General features: G+C 70.2%; 12 protein-coding genes. 6 read left to right on the plus strand and 6 right to left on the minus strand.

The window, feature by feature from the left end; translation table 11 throughout:
- Positions 1-50 precede the first annotated feature (50 nt).
- Positions 51-833 (minus strand): MBL fold metallo-hydrolase, encoded by a 783-nt coding sequence (locus ABZ858_RS29885; RefSeq protein ID WP_361385393.1) that lies wholly within the window; start codon positions 831-833, stop codon positions 51-53.
- A gap of 93 nt (positions 834-926) precedes the next feature.
- On the opposite strand from ABZ858_RS29885, the gene ABZ858_RS29890 reads away from it, so the two are divergent.
- From ABZ858_RS29890 to ABZ858_RS29910, 5 genes are all read left to right on the plus strand, one after another.
- Complete coding sequence (locus ABZ858_RS29890; RefSeq protein WP_361385396.1) at positions 927-1,532, plus strand: TetR/AcrR family transcriptional regulator; 606 nt, start codon at positions 927-929, stop codon at positions 1,530-1,532.
- A 174-nt stretch (positions 1,533-1,706) separates the two neighbouring features.
- Positions 1,707-2,765: a DUF2690 domain-containing protein gene (locus tag ABZ858_RS29895; protein ID WP_361385399.1), complete on the plus strand. Its 1,059-nt coding sequence runs from the start codon at positions 1,707-1,709 to the stop codon at positions 2,763-2,765.
- Between the two features lie 670 nt (positions 2,766-3,435).
- Complete coding sequence (locus ABZ858_RS29900; protein WP_361385402.1) at positions 3,436-7,779, plus strand: hypothetical protein; 4,344 nt, start codon at positions 3,436-3,438, stop codon at positions 7,777-7,779.
- A gap of 524 nt (positions 7,780-8,303) precedes the next feature.
- The gene (locus ABZ858_RS29905) at positions 8,304-8,750 is read left to right on the plus strand and encodes a peptidoglycan-binding domain-containing protein (RefSeq protein ID WP_361385405.1); all 447 of its coding nucleotides are present in this window, start codon (positions 8,304-8,306) and stop codon (positions 8,748-8,750) included.
- A gap of 105 nt (positions 8,751-8,855) precedes the next feature.
- Positions 8,856-9,044, plus strand: a complete 189-nt coding sequence (locus tag ABZ858_RS29910) for a hypothetical protein (protein WP_361385660.1) — start codon at positions 8,856-8,858, stop codon at positions 9,042-9,044.
- Here the strand turns inward: ABZ858_RS29910 and ABZ858_RS29915 are convergent.
- A complete protein-coding gene (locus ABZ858_RS29915; RefSeq protein ID WP_361385408.1) occupies positions 8,996-9,223 on the minus strand; it encodes a transposase in 228 nt (75 codons plus the stop codon). The genes ABZ858_RS29910 and ABZ858_RS29915 overlap by 49 nt on opposite strands.
- A gap of 189 nt (positions 9,224-9,412) precedes the next feature.
- On the opposite strand from ABZ858_RS29915, the gene ABZ858_RS29920 reads away from it, so the two are divergent.
- A complete protein-coding gene (locus ABZ858_RS29920) occupies positions 9,413-9,781 on the plus strand; it encodes a hypothetical protein (RefSeq protein WP_361385411.1) in 369 nt (122 codons plus the stop codon).
- A 123-nt stretch (positions 9,782-9,904) separates the two neighbouring features.
- Here ABZ858_RS29920 and ABZ858_RS29925 read toward each other — a convergent pair whose 3' ends face one another.
- The 4 genes from ABZ858_RS29925 to ABZ858_RS29940 all read right to left on the minus strand — a co-directional run bounded on the left by ABZ858_RS29925 (position 9,905) and on the right by ABZ858_RS29940 (position 14,080).
- Entirely contained in the window at positions 9,905-10,924 is a 1,020-nt protein-coding gene (locus ABZ858_RS29925; protein WP_361385415.1) for an ABC transporter permease, read from the minus strand.
- The gene (locus ABZ858_RS29930; protein ID WP_361385418.1) at positions 10,921-11,889 is read right to left on the minus strand and encodes an ABC transporter ATP-binding protein; all 969 of its coding nucleotides are present in this window, start codon (positions 11,887-11,889) and stop codon (positions 10,921-10,923) included. Before ABZ858_RS29930 ends, ABZ858_RS29925 begins: the two co-directional genes overlap by 4 nt.
- Positions 11,882-12,310 (minus strand): GntR family transcriptional regulator, encoded by a 429-nt coding sequence (locus ABZ858_RS29935; RefSeq protein ID WP_361385422.1) that lies wholly within the window; start codon positions 12,308-12,310, stop codon positions 11,882-11,884. The genes ABZ858_RS29930 and ABZ858_RS29935 overlap by 8 nt, the downstream gene beginning before the upstream one ends.
- Before the next feature lie 546 nt (positions 12,311-12,856).
- Positions 12,857-14,080 (minus strand): carboxylesterase family protein, encoded by a 1,224-nt coding sequence (locus ABZ858_RS29940; protein WP_361385425.1) that lies wholly within the window; start codon positions 14,078-14,080, stop codon positions 12,857-12,859.
- Positions 14,081-14,243 lie beyond the last annotated feature (163 nt).

Consider the following 14,243-nt stretch of genomic DNA (forward strand, 5'->3'; position numbering starts at 1 on the left):
GGCTCACCCCTCTCTCTCCGGCCTCACAGACGAGGTATAGGGGTTTCCGGTCACATGGCCAGGTCCAGCCATTCCCCGACGGCCAGCACATGTGCGCGCCGTCCGGCGTGCGTACGCAGTTCATCCCCCGGGTCGGAGACCTCGACGTAACCCGCGATCTTGTCCGGCTGCTCCGGCTCGTAGTGGATCGGCACCGCGTAGCGGGCGTCGAGGATCTCCGAGACCACGGCGGCCTGCCGGGGGTCCAGCGCGGCGGGCAGCGGGCTCGGCGGCTGTAGGTGCGGTGCGTCGACCACGGCGCCGTTGGCGGGCAGGAACACCGCGTCGAAGGGGCCGAACCGGCGCGCGATGAGCCACCAGTAGCCGTGGAACATCGTGTCGCCGCCGTGGAAGACCCGCTGCCCGTCGGCCTCCACCACCCAGTTCAGCTGCGGGTCGCCCAGTCCGTCGACGGCCGGGACCGCGGTGGCACGGAACGGCCCGAGTTCGCGGGTGGACCAGACGTCCACGACCTCGGCGGCCAGCCGGTGCCGGGCCAGTTCGCGCTCGGCCGGCAGTGTCGTCATGTTGTCCACGTCGTCGCCGTGGCCGGGCGCCGGCCGCAGCACCGGCGCCCCCGGCGTCAGCGCGTCCGCGAGCGCGGGCGCGTCGGTGTGGTCCCGGTGCAGGTGGGTGACCAGCGCGGCGGCGGCCTTCCCGCTCGGCGCCGCCACGTGTTCGCCGGGCTTCCACCCCGTGAACAGCGGCGAGAGGTCCCGTACGTAGTCGATCAGCAGTCGCTCGCCGCCCGCCTCGATCTCCAGCCCGGCCCAGCCCAGTCGTCGCGCCCGCATCTCGCACTCCTTCGTCTCGTGTGGTTGCCGTGGAATTTAGCGTACGACCGTTCTCCAAATCAATAGCGAACGGACGTACGCTATCCTTGCCGCATGTCACCACGACGCTCCGCGGCCGAAGCGCAGGCCACCAGGGGCCGGATCCTGGGCCGTGCCGCCGAGATCGCCTCCGAGGAGGGGCTGGACGGCATCACCATCGGCCGGCTCGCCGAGGAACTCGGGATGAGCAAGTCCGGGGTGCACAAGCACTTCGGCACCAAGGAGACGCTGCAGATCTCCACGCTGGACAAAGCGTTCGTGGACTTCTGGCACCGGGTGGTCGAGCCCGCACTGGCCGAGCCGCCAGGGCTGCGGCGGCTGCGCGCGGTGTGCGCCAACTCCGTGGACTACCTTCAAACGCCCCTGCTGCCCGGCGGCTGTCTGATGACCGCGGCGCTCACCGAGTACGACGGCCGCCCCGGCCGGGTCCGCGACGCGGTGGCCGAGGTGTGGTCGCGCTGGCGGAGACAACTGCGCGCCGACCTGGCCGCGGCGGTGGACAACGGCGAACTGCCCGCCGGGTTCGACGTCGACCAGGCGCTGTTCGAGATCGTCGCAGCCGGGCTGGCACTGAACGCGGCCATGCAACTCCAGCACGACCGGGCGGCCGCGGGCCGGGCCCGCCGCGCGATCGAACGGGCCCTGGAGCAGCAGTCCTGACCGCCCGCCAGACCGGGCCGCGCCGGCCCGGCAGGCTGTGAGGGCGTGGCCGGAGCCGGTGCTCAGCGGACCTCCTGCCCGATGTGGGAAAATCGTTCGACGCTGCCTTATTCTTTGGTCCGCGCGACGGCCAGGGGAGGTGCCGTCCGCTGCGAGTCATGACGGGGGTGGCACATGTCCAACCAGACCGATGCGTCTGCGGACACGCTGGAGCGGCTTTTCGTGGAACTACGCCGCATCAAGCAGGCGGCGGGGTTCAGCTACGGGCAACTGGCGGACAGGACGCACTACAGCCGCTCCTCCTGGGAACGCTTCCTGAACGGGAAGCAGCCTCCTTCCAAGGTCACCGTTGAGCAGTTCGCGGCCGCTACCGGTGCCGACCCGCGTCCTCTGCTCGCCCTGCTCGAACTGGCGGGGCAGTCGTCGGCCCGGGGCCCGGCCGCAGGTGAAGCGCACGCGCCCCTGCCGGCTGCCTCGTCCACCACTGCCGACGCTGCCGAGACCCCCAGGGCCCAGGACACCGCGGCCTCGGAGGGGCCGGACATCACGGCCTCGGAGGGGCTGGACGCCGGTCCCCCAGAGGTGCGGGAACCGGCTCACCGCGCCGCGGAGCCGGCTCGCACCGTGCGGCGTGCATCGGAGTCGCCCCTGGGGTTTCTCGCCCGCGGCGGGAACGTCGCCCGTCCGTCCTGGCAGCGCCAGCTGAGGGCGGCGGCTCTCATCTCGGCCGGCGCGGTCATCGGTGCGGTCGCCATGGTGCTGACCATGGGTTCGGGAGCCGGCCCCCACGGCGGGTCCGCCGGCAGTGCCGGTGTCCAGGCGCCGGGTACCGTCGGCGACGGCGGAGCCTCGGCGGTGCCCGCGGCCGGGAAGGTCGACGTGCGCTGTTCCGGGGACACTTGTCTGCGGCGTGATCCGCAGGCCATGGACTGCCAGTGGGACGCGACCACCGCGCATGACACCTGGCTGCGCGGCATGCACATCGAGCTGCGCTACAGCCCTGCCTGCCATGCCGTGTGGGGGCGGATCGAGAACGGGGCCGTGGGGGACGTCGTCACGATCAAGGACCGGACCGACCTGGAACTGCAGGCCACGATCAGGACCGACCGGGACACCTACACCCAGATGCTCGCGGTCACCGACGACGCGCCCGCCGAGACCGTGACGGTCTGCGGAGCGATACCGAGCCAGAAGCAGTCGGAGTGCTCACCCAGCTCCCACGTCCAGCCGTAACACCACCTGCGAAGACCGGCGGCGGGACGGATTCGGCGTAGAGCGCCGCCGTCCCCGCCCGGCGACCATGCCTGGGCTCCCGAGGGGAATCCTCCCGTCCTCCCCACCCCTGTCCAGTGACCTCGTAGCAGCCACTGCCGCGCTCCTTCCCGGTGGCGACATCCGCTCCGCACCGGCGCCCTCCGCCGCGACGTACCTCCTGGTCATCGCCACCGGTCCCGAGTAGTCGACCGGGCACCGGGCCGCCCGGCCATCCCCGCCCCCGGTGCGATCGGGCGGGCGTCGACGTACCCCCGAGCGACCCCGGCAGCCGGCGTCCCAGCCGCCGTCTCGGCCACCATCCCGTCACTTCCCTGATCCCGGGCGCGTTTCAGGGACGCCCGGGACGCCACAGCGGGTCGCCGCGGGGCTAGCGTGCGGTGCGCTCCGGGTTCCGGCAGCGCCATCGGCTCTGCCCGCCCGGTGCCCCGGGCCACCGCTCGGTGCGCCAGGCCACCGCCTGGTGCCCCGGGCCTCAACGTCCTTGAACACACGGGCAGGACGACCATCCCTGCCTTCTCTCCATGAGTCGGCATAAGTCGGCATGGCTCCGCATGACTCGCATGTCTCCGCATGACTTCGCGTCACGTGCCGCCGACACGGGTGTGCCCCTACAACACCAGGATTCCCCTTGAGACTTCGCAGACCCACCCGCACCGCGCGGGCACCACTGTTCATGTCGGCAGCACTGGCCATCATGGCCGGGCTGCTGCAGGGCAGCGCCGCCTGGGCAGGCCCGGCCGAGGCCGCGTCCCCGCCGCCCGCGGGTTCACCACCCGACACGGTGGCCCCCGACCAGCGCGCCGACCTGCTCGGCAAGGACTGGAAGAGCTCCGGCGACCGTGCTTGGACGACGGCGGGCGACGCCACCGGGTTCCACATGCTGGTCGCGGACGCCGATACCGGCTACACCTGGCGGACCGTGGCCACGCTGTCCGAGCCGGGACTCGAGACCGATCAGTGGATCGGCAACGCCTGTGTCACCGGATCGGGCAGACGAGCCGTGGCCGTATACGCTCCCCGGGCCTTCGCCAACCGGCCCGAACTCTTCGACCGCGGCGCCTTCACGGCCGTGATCGATCTGGACTCGGGGAAGGTGACCAAGCTGGCCCTGAACGCGAGCCTGGCCTACTTCGACCCCGGTTGCGGGACCGGCGAGAACGCGGTGGTCACCCAGGCGTCCTCGGACGCGAAAGGCGAGCAGACCCGACTGCAGACGGTCGACACCACCTCCGGGACGGTCGTCTCCACGGCTGCGGCCGATGGCCAGGTGACCTCCGCGATCCCGCTGGGCAAGGACGTCGTCGCCGCCTCCGGACCGCACCTGATCAAGGTCGCGCCGGGCGGCAGGGCACAGGTCGTCGCGACCACGCACGGTACGCCGACGCGCCTGCACCCCGATGCCCGCGGCGACGTCACCTTCCTGGAGCCCGCCCGCGACGGCAAGGTCAACGTCCAGCACCTCCAGGGCCGTACGGTCACCACCCTGGCCAGAGGCAGCGTCGGGCAGGTCGGCCTGGCCCAGGGCAGGGCCGGCAAGGTCTTCGTGACGGGCCGGTCGGAGCCCGCGGCTGGACTTCCCGACCCCGTACGCCGCCTCTCCACCGCGCCGGCCCAGGCGGAGCTGTCCACGGACGGCAAGCTGGCGGTGGTGCAGGCAGCCCCGCGGCACCTCGCGGACCAGGTGGCGTCTCCGCTGCGGGCCGGGACGCGGTCCGCCGAGCCCGTCGACATCAAGGCGACGGCAACCGGCTCCGGCAAGCCGCTGGCCTTCACGGTCGCCACCCGGCCCACCGCGGCGCAGACCGCTACCGGTGCCAGGCCCTCACCCCTGCTCCCGTTCATCGCGGGCGGACGTACCGCCGTCAAACGGGCCCTTGCGGCATCCGGAGCCAGGAGTGCGGCCACGGGGGACACCGCGAGCGATCCGGCGGACGGCGAGCGCTCCTGTTCGGTGCCGCGCAACGACGTGAACACGCAGGTCTACCAGCCGACTCCGGCTCAGGTGGAGTGGGCGGCGGACATGGCGATCCGCGGGTTGCTGACCTCCGACCACCTCGCCCGCCCGGCCAACTGGCACAACTCGGGCCTGCCGGCCTGGTCGCCCCAGGGCATGTTCCCGCCGCTCCCGGTGGCCGGCGGCGGCCGGATTCCGGCCCAGGTCCTGCTGGGCATCCTGACGCAGGAGTCCAATCTCTGGCAGGCCAGCTCGCACGCGGAGCCGGGCGAATACGGAAACCCGCTGATCGGCAACTTCTACGGCACCAACATCTATCCCGGGACCACGGGATACGACCCGAACCGTGTCTGGAAGATCGACTGGGACAAGGCCGACTGCGGTTACGGCATCGGCCAGGCCACCGACGGCATGCGCCTGTCCGGGCACCCCAAACCGGGCGAGTCCCTGCTGCCCCCCGACCAGCAGCGAGCCGTCGCCCTGGACTACGCCACCGGCATCGCGTACTCGGTACGCATCCTCCAGGACAAGTGGAACGAACTGCACACCGCGGGAACGCAGATCAAGCTCAATGACGACGACGCGGCCCGCCCGGAGAACTGGTTCGCCGCGGTCTGGGACTACAACGGCGGCCTGAACCCGCGCGGCAGCAATACGGACGACCCCGCCGCCTGGGGCCTGGGATGGGCCAACAACCCCTCCAACCCCAAGTACCCGATGGACCGCGGGGCGTTCCTGGACAACAACCACTACGCGGACGCCGCCAAGCCGCAGAACTGGTCCTACGAGGAGAAGGTGATGGGATGGGGAGCGTTCCCCATCGACACCGGACACTCCTACGACGACAACGGCAACCTGAACAAGGGCAACACCCACGGTTTTGCCGCGGCGTGGTGGGTCAACCCCTCGGAGCGCACCTACGCCGTCAAGCCGCCGGCCGGGACGTTCTGCGACACCACCAACGGATGCGACCCGTTCAACCCTCCCGTGTGCCACACCGTGGCCTGCTACAACCAGCACTGGTTCAACCACGATGTCACCTGGAAGAACTGTGGCAGCAAGCCGACGGTCCCGGGCGGCCCGGTGGGGGAGTGCGGCAACGAGTACCTCACCTACAAGACGGTGCGCGGTGAGCCCGGGGACGCCCATCCCAAGCTCGGGCCGTGCGACTCGGCCGCGCTGCCGAGCGGCACGGTGCTCGTCGACGACGAGCCGGACGGGGCCCCGCAGAACCGCTGCGGCACGAGGGGATGGTCCAGCAACGGCTCCTTCTCGTGGGAATTCCGCCCCGACGACGAGGGGCGGTACGAGGCCAAGGAGGATCTGCACCAGATCGGCGGCGGCTTCGGGGGACACTACTGGTTCTCCCACGCCCGCCAGCCCAACAACTGGGACAACTACCTCACGACCAGCGGCACATGGACACCGCACCTGGGCGACCACATCTACCGGATCCAGGCGTTCGTCCCCTATCCCTCACACACGACGAAGAGCGCGCACTACGAGATCACCACGAAGGACGGCAAGGTCCGTGAGCGGATCATCGACCAGTCGAAGGCCAACAACGACTGGGTGACCCTCGGCTACTTCCAGCTGGGGCCGAACGCCAAGGTCTCCCTCACCAACGTCACCAGCGACTCCACCTCCGGCGACCTGGACGTCGCCTACGACGCGCTGGCGTTCGTCCCCGTGGAGGGGACCTACGAGCACCACACCTTCGACGCGGCCGCGATCTTCGAGAGCAACCAGAATCTGGACACCGACACGCCCTGGCTGATGGACACCCCGATGCGGACGCGTCAGACCATCTACGACTGGGCCCACTCACGGACCACGGGCGGCCCGACCTTCGACAACCACGGACGGCTGGTGGGCCTGTCCAACTTCCAGGTCTGCGACGGCACCACGTACAACGATCTCTGCCTCGGCAGCAACGTGTCCACTGCCGTCAAGGCATGGGGCGCGGACGTCGAGAAGGCGGGGACGGACCCCAACAACCACCCCTCCCAGTCCGACTGGCTCGGCTTCGCGATACCGGCGCCGCCGGCCACGATCGACGAGCACACCTTCGACGACGACCGCTCCTACAAGATCAGGACGCATATCGACACGTCGTACGTCGTCGGCCCGGACGGCAAGATCATTCCGGGGTCCGAGGAACTGACGGACACCGGCAGGACGGGAAACACCGAGATCGCCCCGTTCGCACGGGACTTCGTCCAGGCCACCGTCAAGGACTACGGATCGCTCGGCGTCACCCTGCCCGACCTGTCCTTCGACGCCAAGGACGGCAACGTCACCGGTCGGACGACCCATGTGGCCAATCCGCTGGAGACCGGTGTCACCCCCGGCCAGGCATACCGCCCGGGCCGGCAGCCGACCGCCATCGACTCCACCGGCAAGTGCCTGACCACCAAGTACGTCAGCGGCGGCAGCATCGGCTACCGCCCACTCGATGAAGCGCCCGACACCGACGCCCGGATGAGCGCGTGGGTGGGCAAACTGAAGAGCCTGGCCGACCAGCGCTCGATCCCCGCCGAGGTGGCGGACACGGCCGGCGACATCTACAGCCTCTTCTTCCGCAAGCCCGCTCTCGACGGCGGCGGCAACCCCCAGGGGTCGTTGTTCAACATGGCGCCCCCGATCTGGCAGAACGTCAGCATGGGCTTCTGCGCCGGAGGGACGGTCAAGTCCACCGCGGCGGCCGACATCGACGACACCCCCACCACCGGCCTCGTCTACCAGAGTTACATGCCCAACCTGTACCTCTACCTCGACGGGCACATGGTCGACCAGAACGGCCGGCCCACGAGCGGACCCGTACAGCGCGGCGACTTCCGGTCCTTCTCCAGCCTGCCCCTGGGCGACGACCACCACACCGGATACGGCTCCTGCGGCACCGAGGTGAAGGGCAACGGCGGCAATCCCTGGAGCCTCAAGGCCGTACCCTCCGGCTTCCCGGGCGGCACCCCCAACATCCCCATGTTCTGCGACGACGGGAGCCACGCCGGCTCCTGAACCCATCCCGGCGGGTCCCGCACCTGCGGGCCCCGCCGGCCCACGCCCCGATCCGGAGACGGGGACCGCCCGTTCTGAAAGCTTCCGTCGAAGGGACGGGCGGTCGGCGGCCCGGCCGGCCCCCACGCGCTACGACCCAGTTGGCGCCGCGAACCAACGCCTCCAGCCCCGGAGACGGAGTCGGCTCGGCCACGGCGGGGGACTGAGGTACCTGTCAGCCGGTACGGACACCAGGGCCTGCGGGCGTCTGCACCCGAAGCCGCAGTGGTCCGGCCGCAGTTGGACGCCGCCCCCGCACAACGGGAATCCGGGCCGTCCCTGGGACGCGGTGAGAAAGAAGGACCGAGGGTGTGGGAAGGACGGGTTCGGAGCCTGTCCCGGAGCATCCCGGGGCCCGGTGGGACGGGCGGGACGGCAGGGACGGGGCGGGAGAGGGGAGACGGCGACCGGGGCCGCGTTGTTAGCTTTCGGTCGTCGCCCTCCGGCGGCACATCCCGATCACGCCTCTCAGGGGGAGCCCAGTCATGAAGCGCACACTCGCCGGCCTCGCCGCCATCGCCACGATCTCGCTCAGCGCGATCACCACCGGCGCCGCTCCGGCATCTGCGGCGATTCCGACCTGCACGAGCTTCGGCGGGTACACCGACGCCGCCGGCTACATCACCGTGGTGCCGCTCGACGCGGCTCAGAGCAACTTCTGCACCCTCCAGGCGGGCAACTCCGGCGAAAGCGTCCGCGCCCTCCAGCAGACCCTGAACGGGTGCTACTACGACGGAGTCACCCGCCTGGCCGAGGACGGCGATTTCGGCCCCGCCACCACGAAGGCCCTCAAGCGGGCGCAGCAGCTGGCCGGCGTCACCGCCGACGGCGTCTACGGCCCGAACACCCGCGACGCCCTGCGCTGGTCCTGGAGCCTGAACTGGCAGCCGCGCTGCCTGCGCCTGAGCGCCGCCCCGCAGCCGATCCGCTAGCGCCCTACGCCGCATCCCGGCTCCCGGAAGCCGACGAGTTGAGGCCGGCTTCGGCTCGCCGGGTCCGGATGTGGTGCCTGACGCTGCCGGGGATCTTGGAATTCGGTGTGGCTGATTTCGGCCGGTCGCGGCGGCGTGTGGGTGGGCGCGGACGATGGTGGAGTCGATCTGGACGAGCCGGTCGATGTCGCCGACCGCGTCCGCACGGGACTGGATCTGCTGCGGAGCCTGGGTGAACACGCCCGTCAGGGCGTAGCGGCGGAAGCGGGTGAGACGGTCTTCCACGGCCTGTGACGTTCCGGCAGGTCACGCCACGAGATGCCGGTGCGGATCCTGTAGACCATCCCGTTGACGCCCCGCCGGTCCGACACACGCGGCCGCCCAGTAGCAGCCCCCGGTATCAGTGGAGCGAGTAACTTCCACTCCTGACCGCTGAGTTCATGGCGGCGTATCACTCCACCATGATCCACCACTGGATGATCTTCGAAGACGGACCCTGGGCGACGTCGGACGGGTCGGGATGTTCGGCCGGTCGGCTGGCGGTTTCACCACGCTCCAGGCGATGTACGACGACCCGCCGCGGATCGTGGCCGGCGCGAACTTCGACGGCGTGACGGCCTACGTGCAGGACGGACGACGGCGACCACGGCTACCTCGCGCCGGTGACCGAGGCCGGCCTCGACCGCCCGTTCCTGCTGATCGGCAAGGACGGCAACACCCGCCGCACAGTGCCTTCCTGGGACGCGCTGTGGCGGCACAGCCGCGGCTGGCACCGGGGCCTGACCCCGGTCGGCGCCGAGCACGCGACGTACCCCGACGCCGAGAGCCTCCTTCCGCAGATCGCCCGCGACCTCCACCTGCCCGCCGGCACGGCCGAGGCGAGCATCGGCACGCTCGCGCCCGGACGCGTCGTCCGCACCCAGCGCGCCTACCTCACCGCCTTCTTCGACCGCTGGCTGCGCGGCATCGACGACCGCGACCTGCTCGACGGCCCGTCCCCGCACCACCGCGAGGCACGCTTCTTCGGGTGAACGGCATCGGGTGCGAGGCGTATCGGCGAAGCCGCGGAAACCGGGCTGTGTGCTGCACCCACCTAGGGTGGGCGTCTCGGCGGCAGCCGAGGAGCGCCGGCGACCAGCGATCCACGAGCTGCGTCAGCGCATAGTGCGCCGCGCGGCATAGGCCACAACGCCCACTGTTACGGCGATCAGGGCTGCGAGTGCGCCGGCGGCTGCCCACTGCATGGCGTTCATGTGGGAGTAAGGAAGGTACTCGACCGACCAGCCGACTACGCCTTTGTCTCGCAGGCAGGCGGGACTGTCCTCCGCGTTGACGCAGCTGCCCCACCCCACCAGTGATCCGTCACCTGTGACATAGGAATGGTCTATCGACAGGGCACTGGCACTGATCTGAGGGAAGTCCTCGCTGCCGAACCGGCCACCACCCGTCGTCTTCGTCAATGTGGGAGCGAACATCATTCGCACCGATCCCCAGACAGCCTTCACTGCCAGCAGGACGATGAAGGTGGTCACCATCGCGGGCAGCGTCCGCCGCAGAAGCAACCCGCTGGCAGCACCGATCAGCAGACCGAGCAGGGACAGGGCCACCACAACCGGTCCCGTGGTGTCGAATCCGCCCGCGGTCGTGAAGTCGGCGTTGACGGCCGCATGACGGGCCAGCGGGGACCACAGAGCCTTCACGGCGAGACCGGTGGACAACGCCACAACGATCACGAACGAAGCGGCCATGAGCAGTTTCGTCGTCACCCAGTTCCAGCGGCTGCGGGACTGGACCCCTACGAACTTGGCGGTACCGGTCTCCAGATCACCGGCGAACAGCGGGGCGCCGACGAACACACCGATGACAAACGGCAGGCAGGTCAGCGCCAAGCCGACCGGCTCCAGTCGTTGGTAGACGCTGTCGAGAGCTGCCACCTTGGCAAGGGACGGATGCGGCCCCTCGACGGCGGCTACCGCGCTGGTCGCGTCCTGGGCCAACCAGAGCACACCGGCCGTTGTGGCGGCGCCTGCTGCGAGCAGCAGAACGAATGTGAGCCTGTGCTGCCGCCACACCAGCCAAGGCAACCCGCTCAGGCGCACGCGTCCGGTCCGCCCGCGCCGAGGTGTACCTGAAAAGTCTTCGCTCGTCGTCCGAGGCTGTACGGTCCCGCTCATCTGGCCACCTTCGTTTCCGGGCCGGGCACATGTGAGTGAGGGCTGATGAGGGGTGAGGAAGTGTTCTGCTCCAGATAGGCGAGCACCACTTCCTCCAAGGTCGGCGCGGTGACGTCCCATACGGGGTCGAGAGGTCCTCCCGGGCGCACCAGCGCGGTGGTGAACCGGTGATCGCCATTCGTATGCACCACCGCGTGATCTTGCAGCCCCGTGGGCAGCCCGTCCGAGTCCGTAGCTATACGCGCGGTGGGTGCGGAGAGCATGCGGTGGACGCTGACGATCTCATCCACGTCCCCGGCGAGGCGGAGGCCGCCCTCGGCTACGAGCAGCAGATAGTCGCACAGAGTGTCCAGCTCGGCCACCAGATGGCTGGAGAGCAGAACGGTGATACCGCGTTCGGCGACCTCTCCCAGCAGAGCGGAGACAGTCTGCCGGCGCACCAGCGGATCGAGATCGGCCAGAGGCTCATCCAGGAGAAGTAGATCGGGACGCTTGCCCAGGGCCACCGACAGCGCGACTCGGGTGCGCTGGCCACCCGATAGCTTCCCCACCTTGGCGTCGAGCGGAACCGAACCCGCCCGCACGAAGTTCTCGGCCAGCGCCTGGTCCCAGCGCGGGTTCAGCTCCCGGCCCAACCGCAGCGTCTCGGCCACGGTGAACCTTGCGAACAGCGGCTTTTCCTGCGGCAGGAACGCCACCCGCTGACGTGCCTCCGCTCCGCCTGCCGGTTCGCCGAAGACCTCGGCCTGGCCGGCAGACGGTGTGCGCAGCCCCGCGATGATCTCCAGCATCGTCGTCTTACCCGCTCCATTGGGCCCCACGAGCCCGCACACCCGTCCAGCGGGGAGCCGGAACGTCGCATCGCGCAGTACCCATGTGCGCCCGTACTGCCGGCCGAGCCCCCGCACTTCCAGGGCTGTCTGTTGATCGTCTCGCACCAACGCCCGTTCAGAACCTTCACGCATGATGGTCTCGGCCCCCTTCGACGGCCCGGGGCTCGGACTCCCGGCATTCCTGCAGAATCAACTCGACCAGGTCCCGCACGTCCTCCTCCGCCAGGCCCACATCCAGCGCCCGCCCTACCCACTGCTTCAGTCCGGCATAAAGCGGCGACTCCGAAGCGGCCACAGTGCCGGCCACCGCTTGCGCGGCGCCGGCGATGAAGGTGCCGACCCCCTGCCGCAGCTCCACCACTCCGTCCCGGTCGAGCTCTCGGTACGCCTTGAGCGTGGTGTTGGGATTCACCGCGCAGGTCTCGGCCACCTCACGCGCGGTCGGCAGCCGATCGCCGGGCTTGAGCACGCCCATCCTCACAGCCCTCTTGGTCTGCTCGACGATCTGCTGATGGGCCGTGACCCCACGACGTCTCTCGATGTAATACCGCACGCACCTCACCACTTGTCAACTAGTCGAATAGATGAATAGTGGAATGAGGGTGCCGCCTTGTCAAGCACCGCACGCGTGGCCATCCCGCGACCGGAGGTCGACTCCATGGACTCAGAACCAGAGCCGACGGAAGAGGGTCGAAGCAGTGGACCAACGCTTCCATCGTGAGCAGCGCGACCAGCAACGCCACCGCCATGACCGGGGCCGTGACGGCGACCGCCCACCGCGGTTCGACCGGGCGGTCCACCACCGACGCAACACCGTCGAACCCTGTGTCGACCGACTCAAGAGCTTCCGCGGTATCGCTACCCGACACGACAAGACCGCCACTTCCTGCGAAGCAGCGGTCACACTCACGTCGTTCCTGCTCTGCGCAAGATCCGTTTGAAGACGGACCCTGGCCCGCCCGTCCGCACGACAGGGCAAACGTTGCCTGATGCGGCACTAGTGATGACGATGTGACCACTGACGGTGGGTCGCTCGGCTCCGCCCGGACGGTCCGGCCACCGCCTCCTCCTGGACGGCAAGAAGGGCCGCGCGGTGTCCTCAGCCCGCGAGTGCCACCAGCGGTGTCGGCAGCGGACCCGCGGCCCCGTCGCGGGCGAAGGCGGCCCAGGCCGCACGCATCCGACGGCCGACCGCGTCCACCTGCGCCCAGTCGAGGTCCCCCAGCATCGGTGAGTTCCGCCAGGCGTCCGCGGAGCCGAGGAGCAGGGGGATCTCGACGCAGTGGGTGGCTCCGAACGGGGAGCCCGGTGGACGCCAGTCCAGCCGGTAGCCGTGCACGCGGGCACCGGCCCGCTCCAGTTCGCCACGCAGGGCCGTGAGCGGGGCCTCGTACACGCGCCGGGTGCGCTCCGCCACACTCCCGGTGTCGTCCGGGCCCTCGGGGAAGGCGGACATGTCGTCGCCATTCCATCCGTACAGGACCTCCGGGGTGCCCTCGGGAAAGCTGGGCGGACCCGTCTCGGCGGGCAGTGGACCGATGCCAATCACCGGTCCGAAAGGGGGAATCAGGAAATTGCCCGTACGGCGTCGCTGCTCGGCTGCGGTCCGCGCCTGGGCGGCCAGCATCCTGTCGGGTTCGGCAGTACGCGGGTCGGTGCCGAGGTGGGCGGCGAAGACGCGGCCGAGGTCGTGTGCCTCGTCCGCCGGTCGGATGCCGGCGGCCAGCGGGGCGCTTTGCAGGATCGCCCGTCGGAACAGGCCGCGTGCCTCAGGCACGTCCATCAGCAACCGAATGGACAGCGCACCGGCCGACTGGCCGAAGAGGGTCACGTTGCCGGGGTCCCCGCCGAAGCGGGCGATGTGGTCACGCACCCAGCGCAATGCCTCCACCTGATCCCACAGTCCCAGGTTGCCGGCGCTGACGCCGTCCAGGAGGAGGTAGCCGAGCGCGCCGAGCCGGTAGCCGACGCTGACGACGACCACATCCTGCTCCGCGGCGAGGGCGCCGCCGTCGTACCAGTCGAGGATGCCCGCACCGCTGCTGAACCCGCCCCCGTGGAACCAGATCAGCACCGGGCGGCCCGGCGACATGCGTGCGGGGCGGTCCGCCGGAGCCGTGACGGCCAGCTGTAGGCAGTCCTCGCTCTGGGGACGCCGGTCGCGGGGTGGACCCATCACGGCGTCGAGACGGGACGGTGGCTGCGGGCAGACGGCGCCGGCCGGCGTGGCGGGAGTCGGCGAAGCCGGGGGGCGGGGCCGACCGAAGCGCTCGGCGGTGGCGTACCTCAACGGGCCGCTGCGGAAAACGGGACGGCCGGTCATGCCTCACCCACACATGCGGGCAGTGCCGACGCCTGCTCCGCCGGGGCCCGGGCTTCGGGAGAACGCGGAAGAATGCCACCGCGCCGTCCAGACTGAGGGCGCATACGCTGACCATATATCACGTCGCGCCGGTCGAGGGACTGCCCACTCCGAGGGGCGCTGG

This window comes from Streptomyces sp. NPDC047017, assembly GCF_040644175.1.
GTDB lineage: Bacteria > Actinomycetota > Actinomycetes > Streptomycetales > Streptomycetaceae > Streptomyces.

Excerpts from the sequence above, each read along its gene's own strand:
- ABZ858_RS29895 (WP_361385399.1), top strand. The coding sequence starts at position 1,707 with ATGTCCAACCAGACCGATGCGTCTGCGGACACGCTGGAGCGGCTTTTC.
- ABZ858_RS29905 (WP_361385405.1), top strand. The coding sequence starts at position 8,304 with ATGAAGCGCACACTCGCCGGCCTCGCCGCCATCGCCACGATCTCGCTC.
- ABZ858_RS29940 (WP_361385425.1), bottom strand. The coding sequence starts at position 14,080 with ATGACCGGCCGTCCCGTTTTCCGCAGCGGCCCGTTGAGGTACGCCACC.
- ABZ858_RS29890 (WP_361385396.1), top strand. The coding sequence starts at position 927 with ATGTCACCACGACGCTCCGCGGCCGAAGCGCAGGCCACCAGGGGCCGG.
- ABZ858_RS29930 (WP_361385418.1), bottom strand. The coding sequence starts at position 11,889 with ATGCGTGAAGGTTCTGAACGGGCGTTGGTGCGAGACGATCAACAGACA.
- ABZ858_RS29925 (WP_361385415.1), bottom strand. The coding sequence starts at position 10,924 with ATGAGCGGGACCGTACAGCCTCGGACGACGAGCGAAGACTTTTCAGGT.
- ABZ858_RS29885 (WP_361385393.1), bottom strand. The coding sequence starts at position 833 with ATGCGGGCGCGACGACTGGGCTGGGCCGGGCTGGAGATCGAGGCGGGC.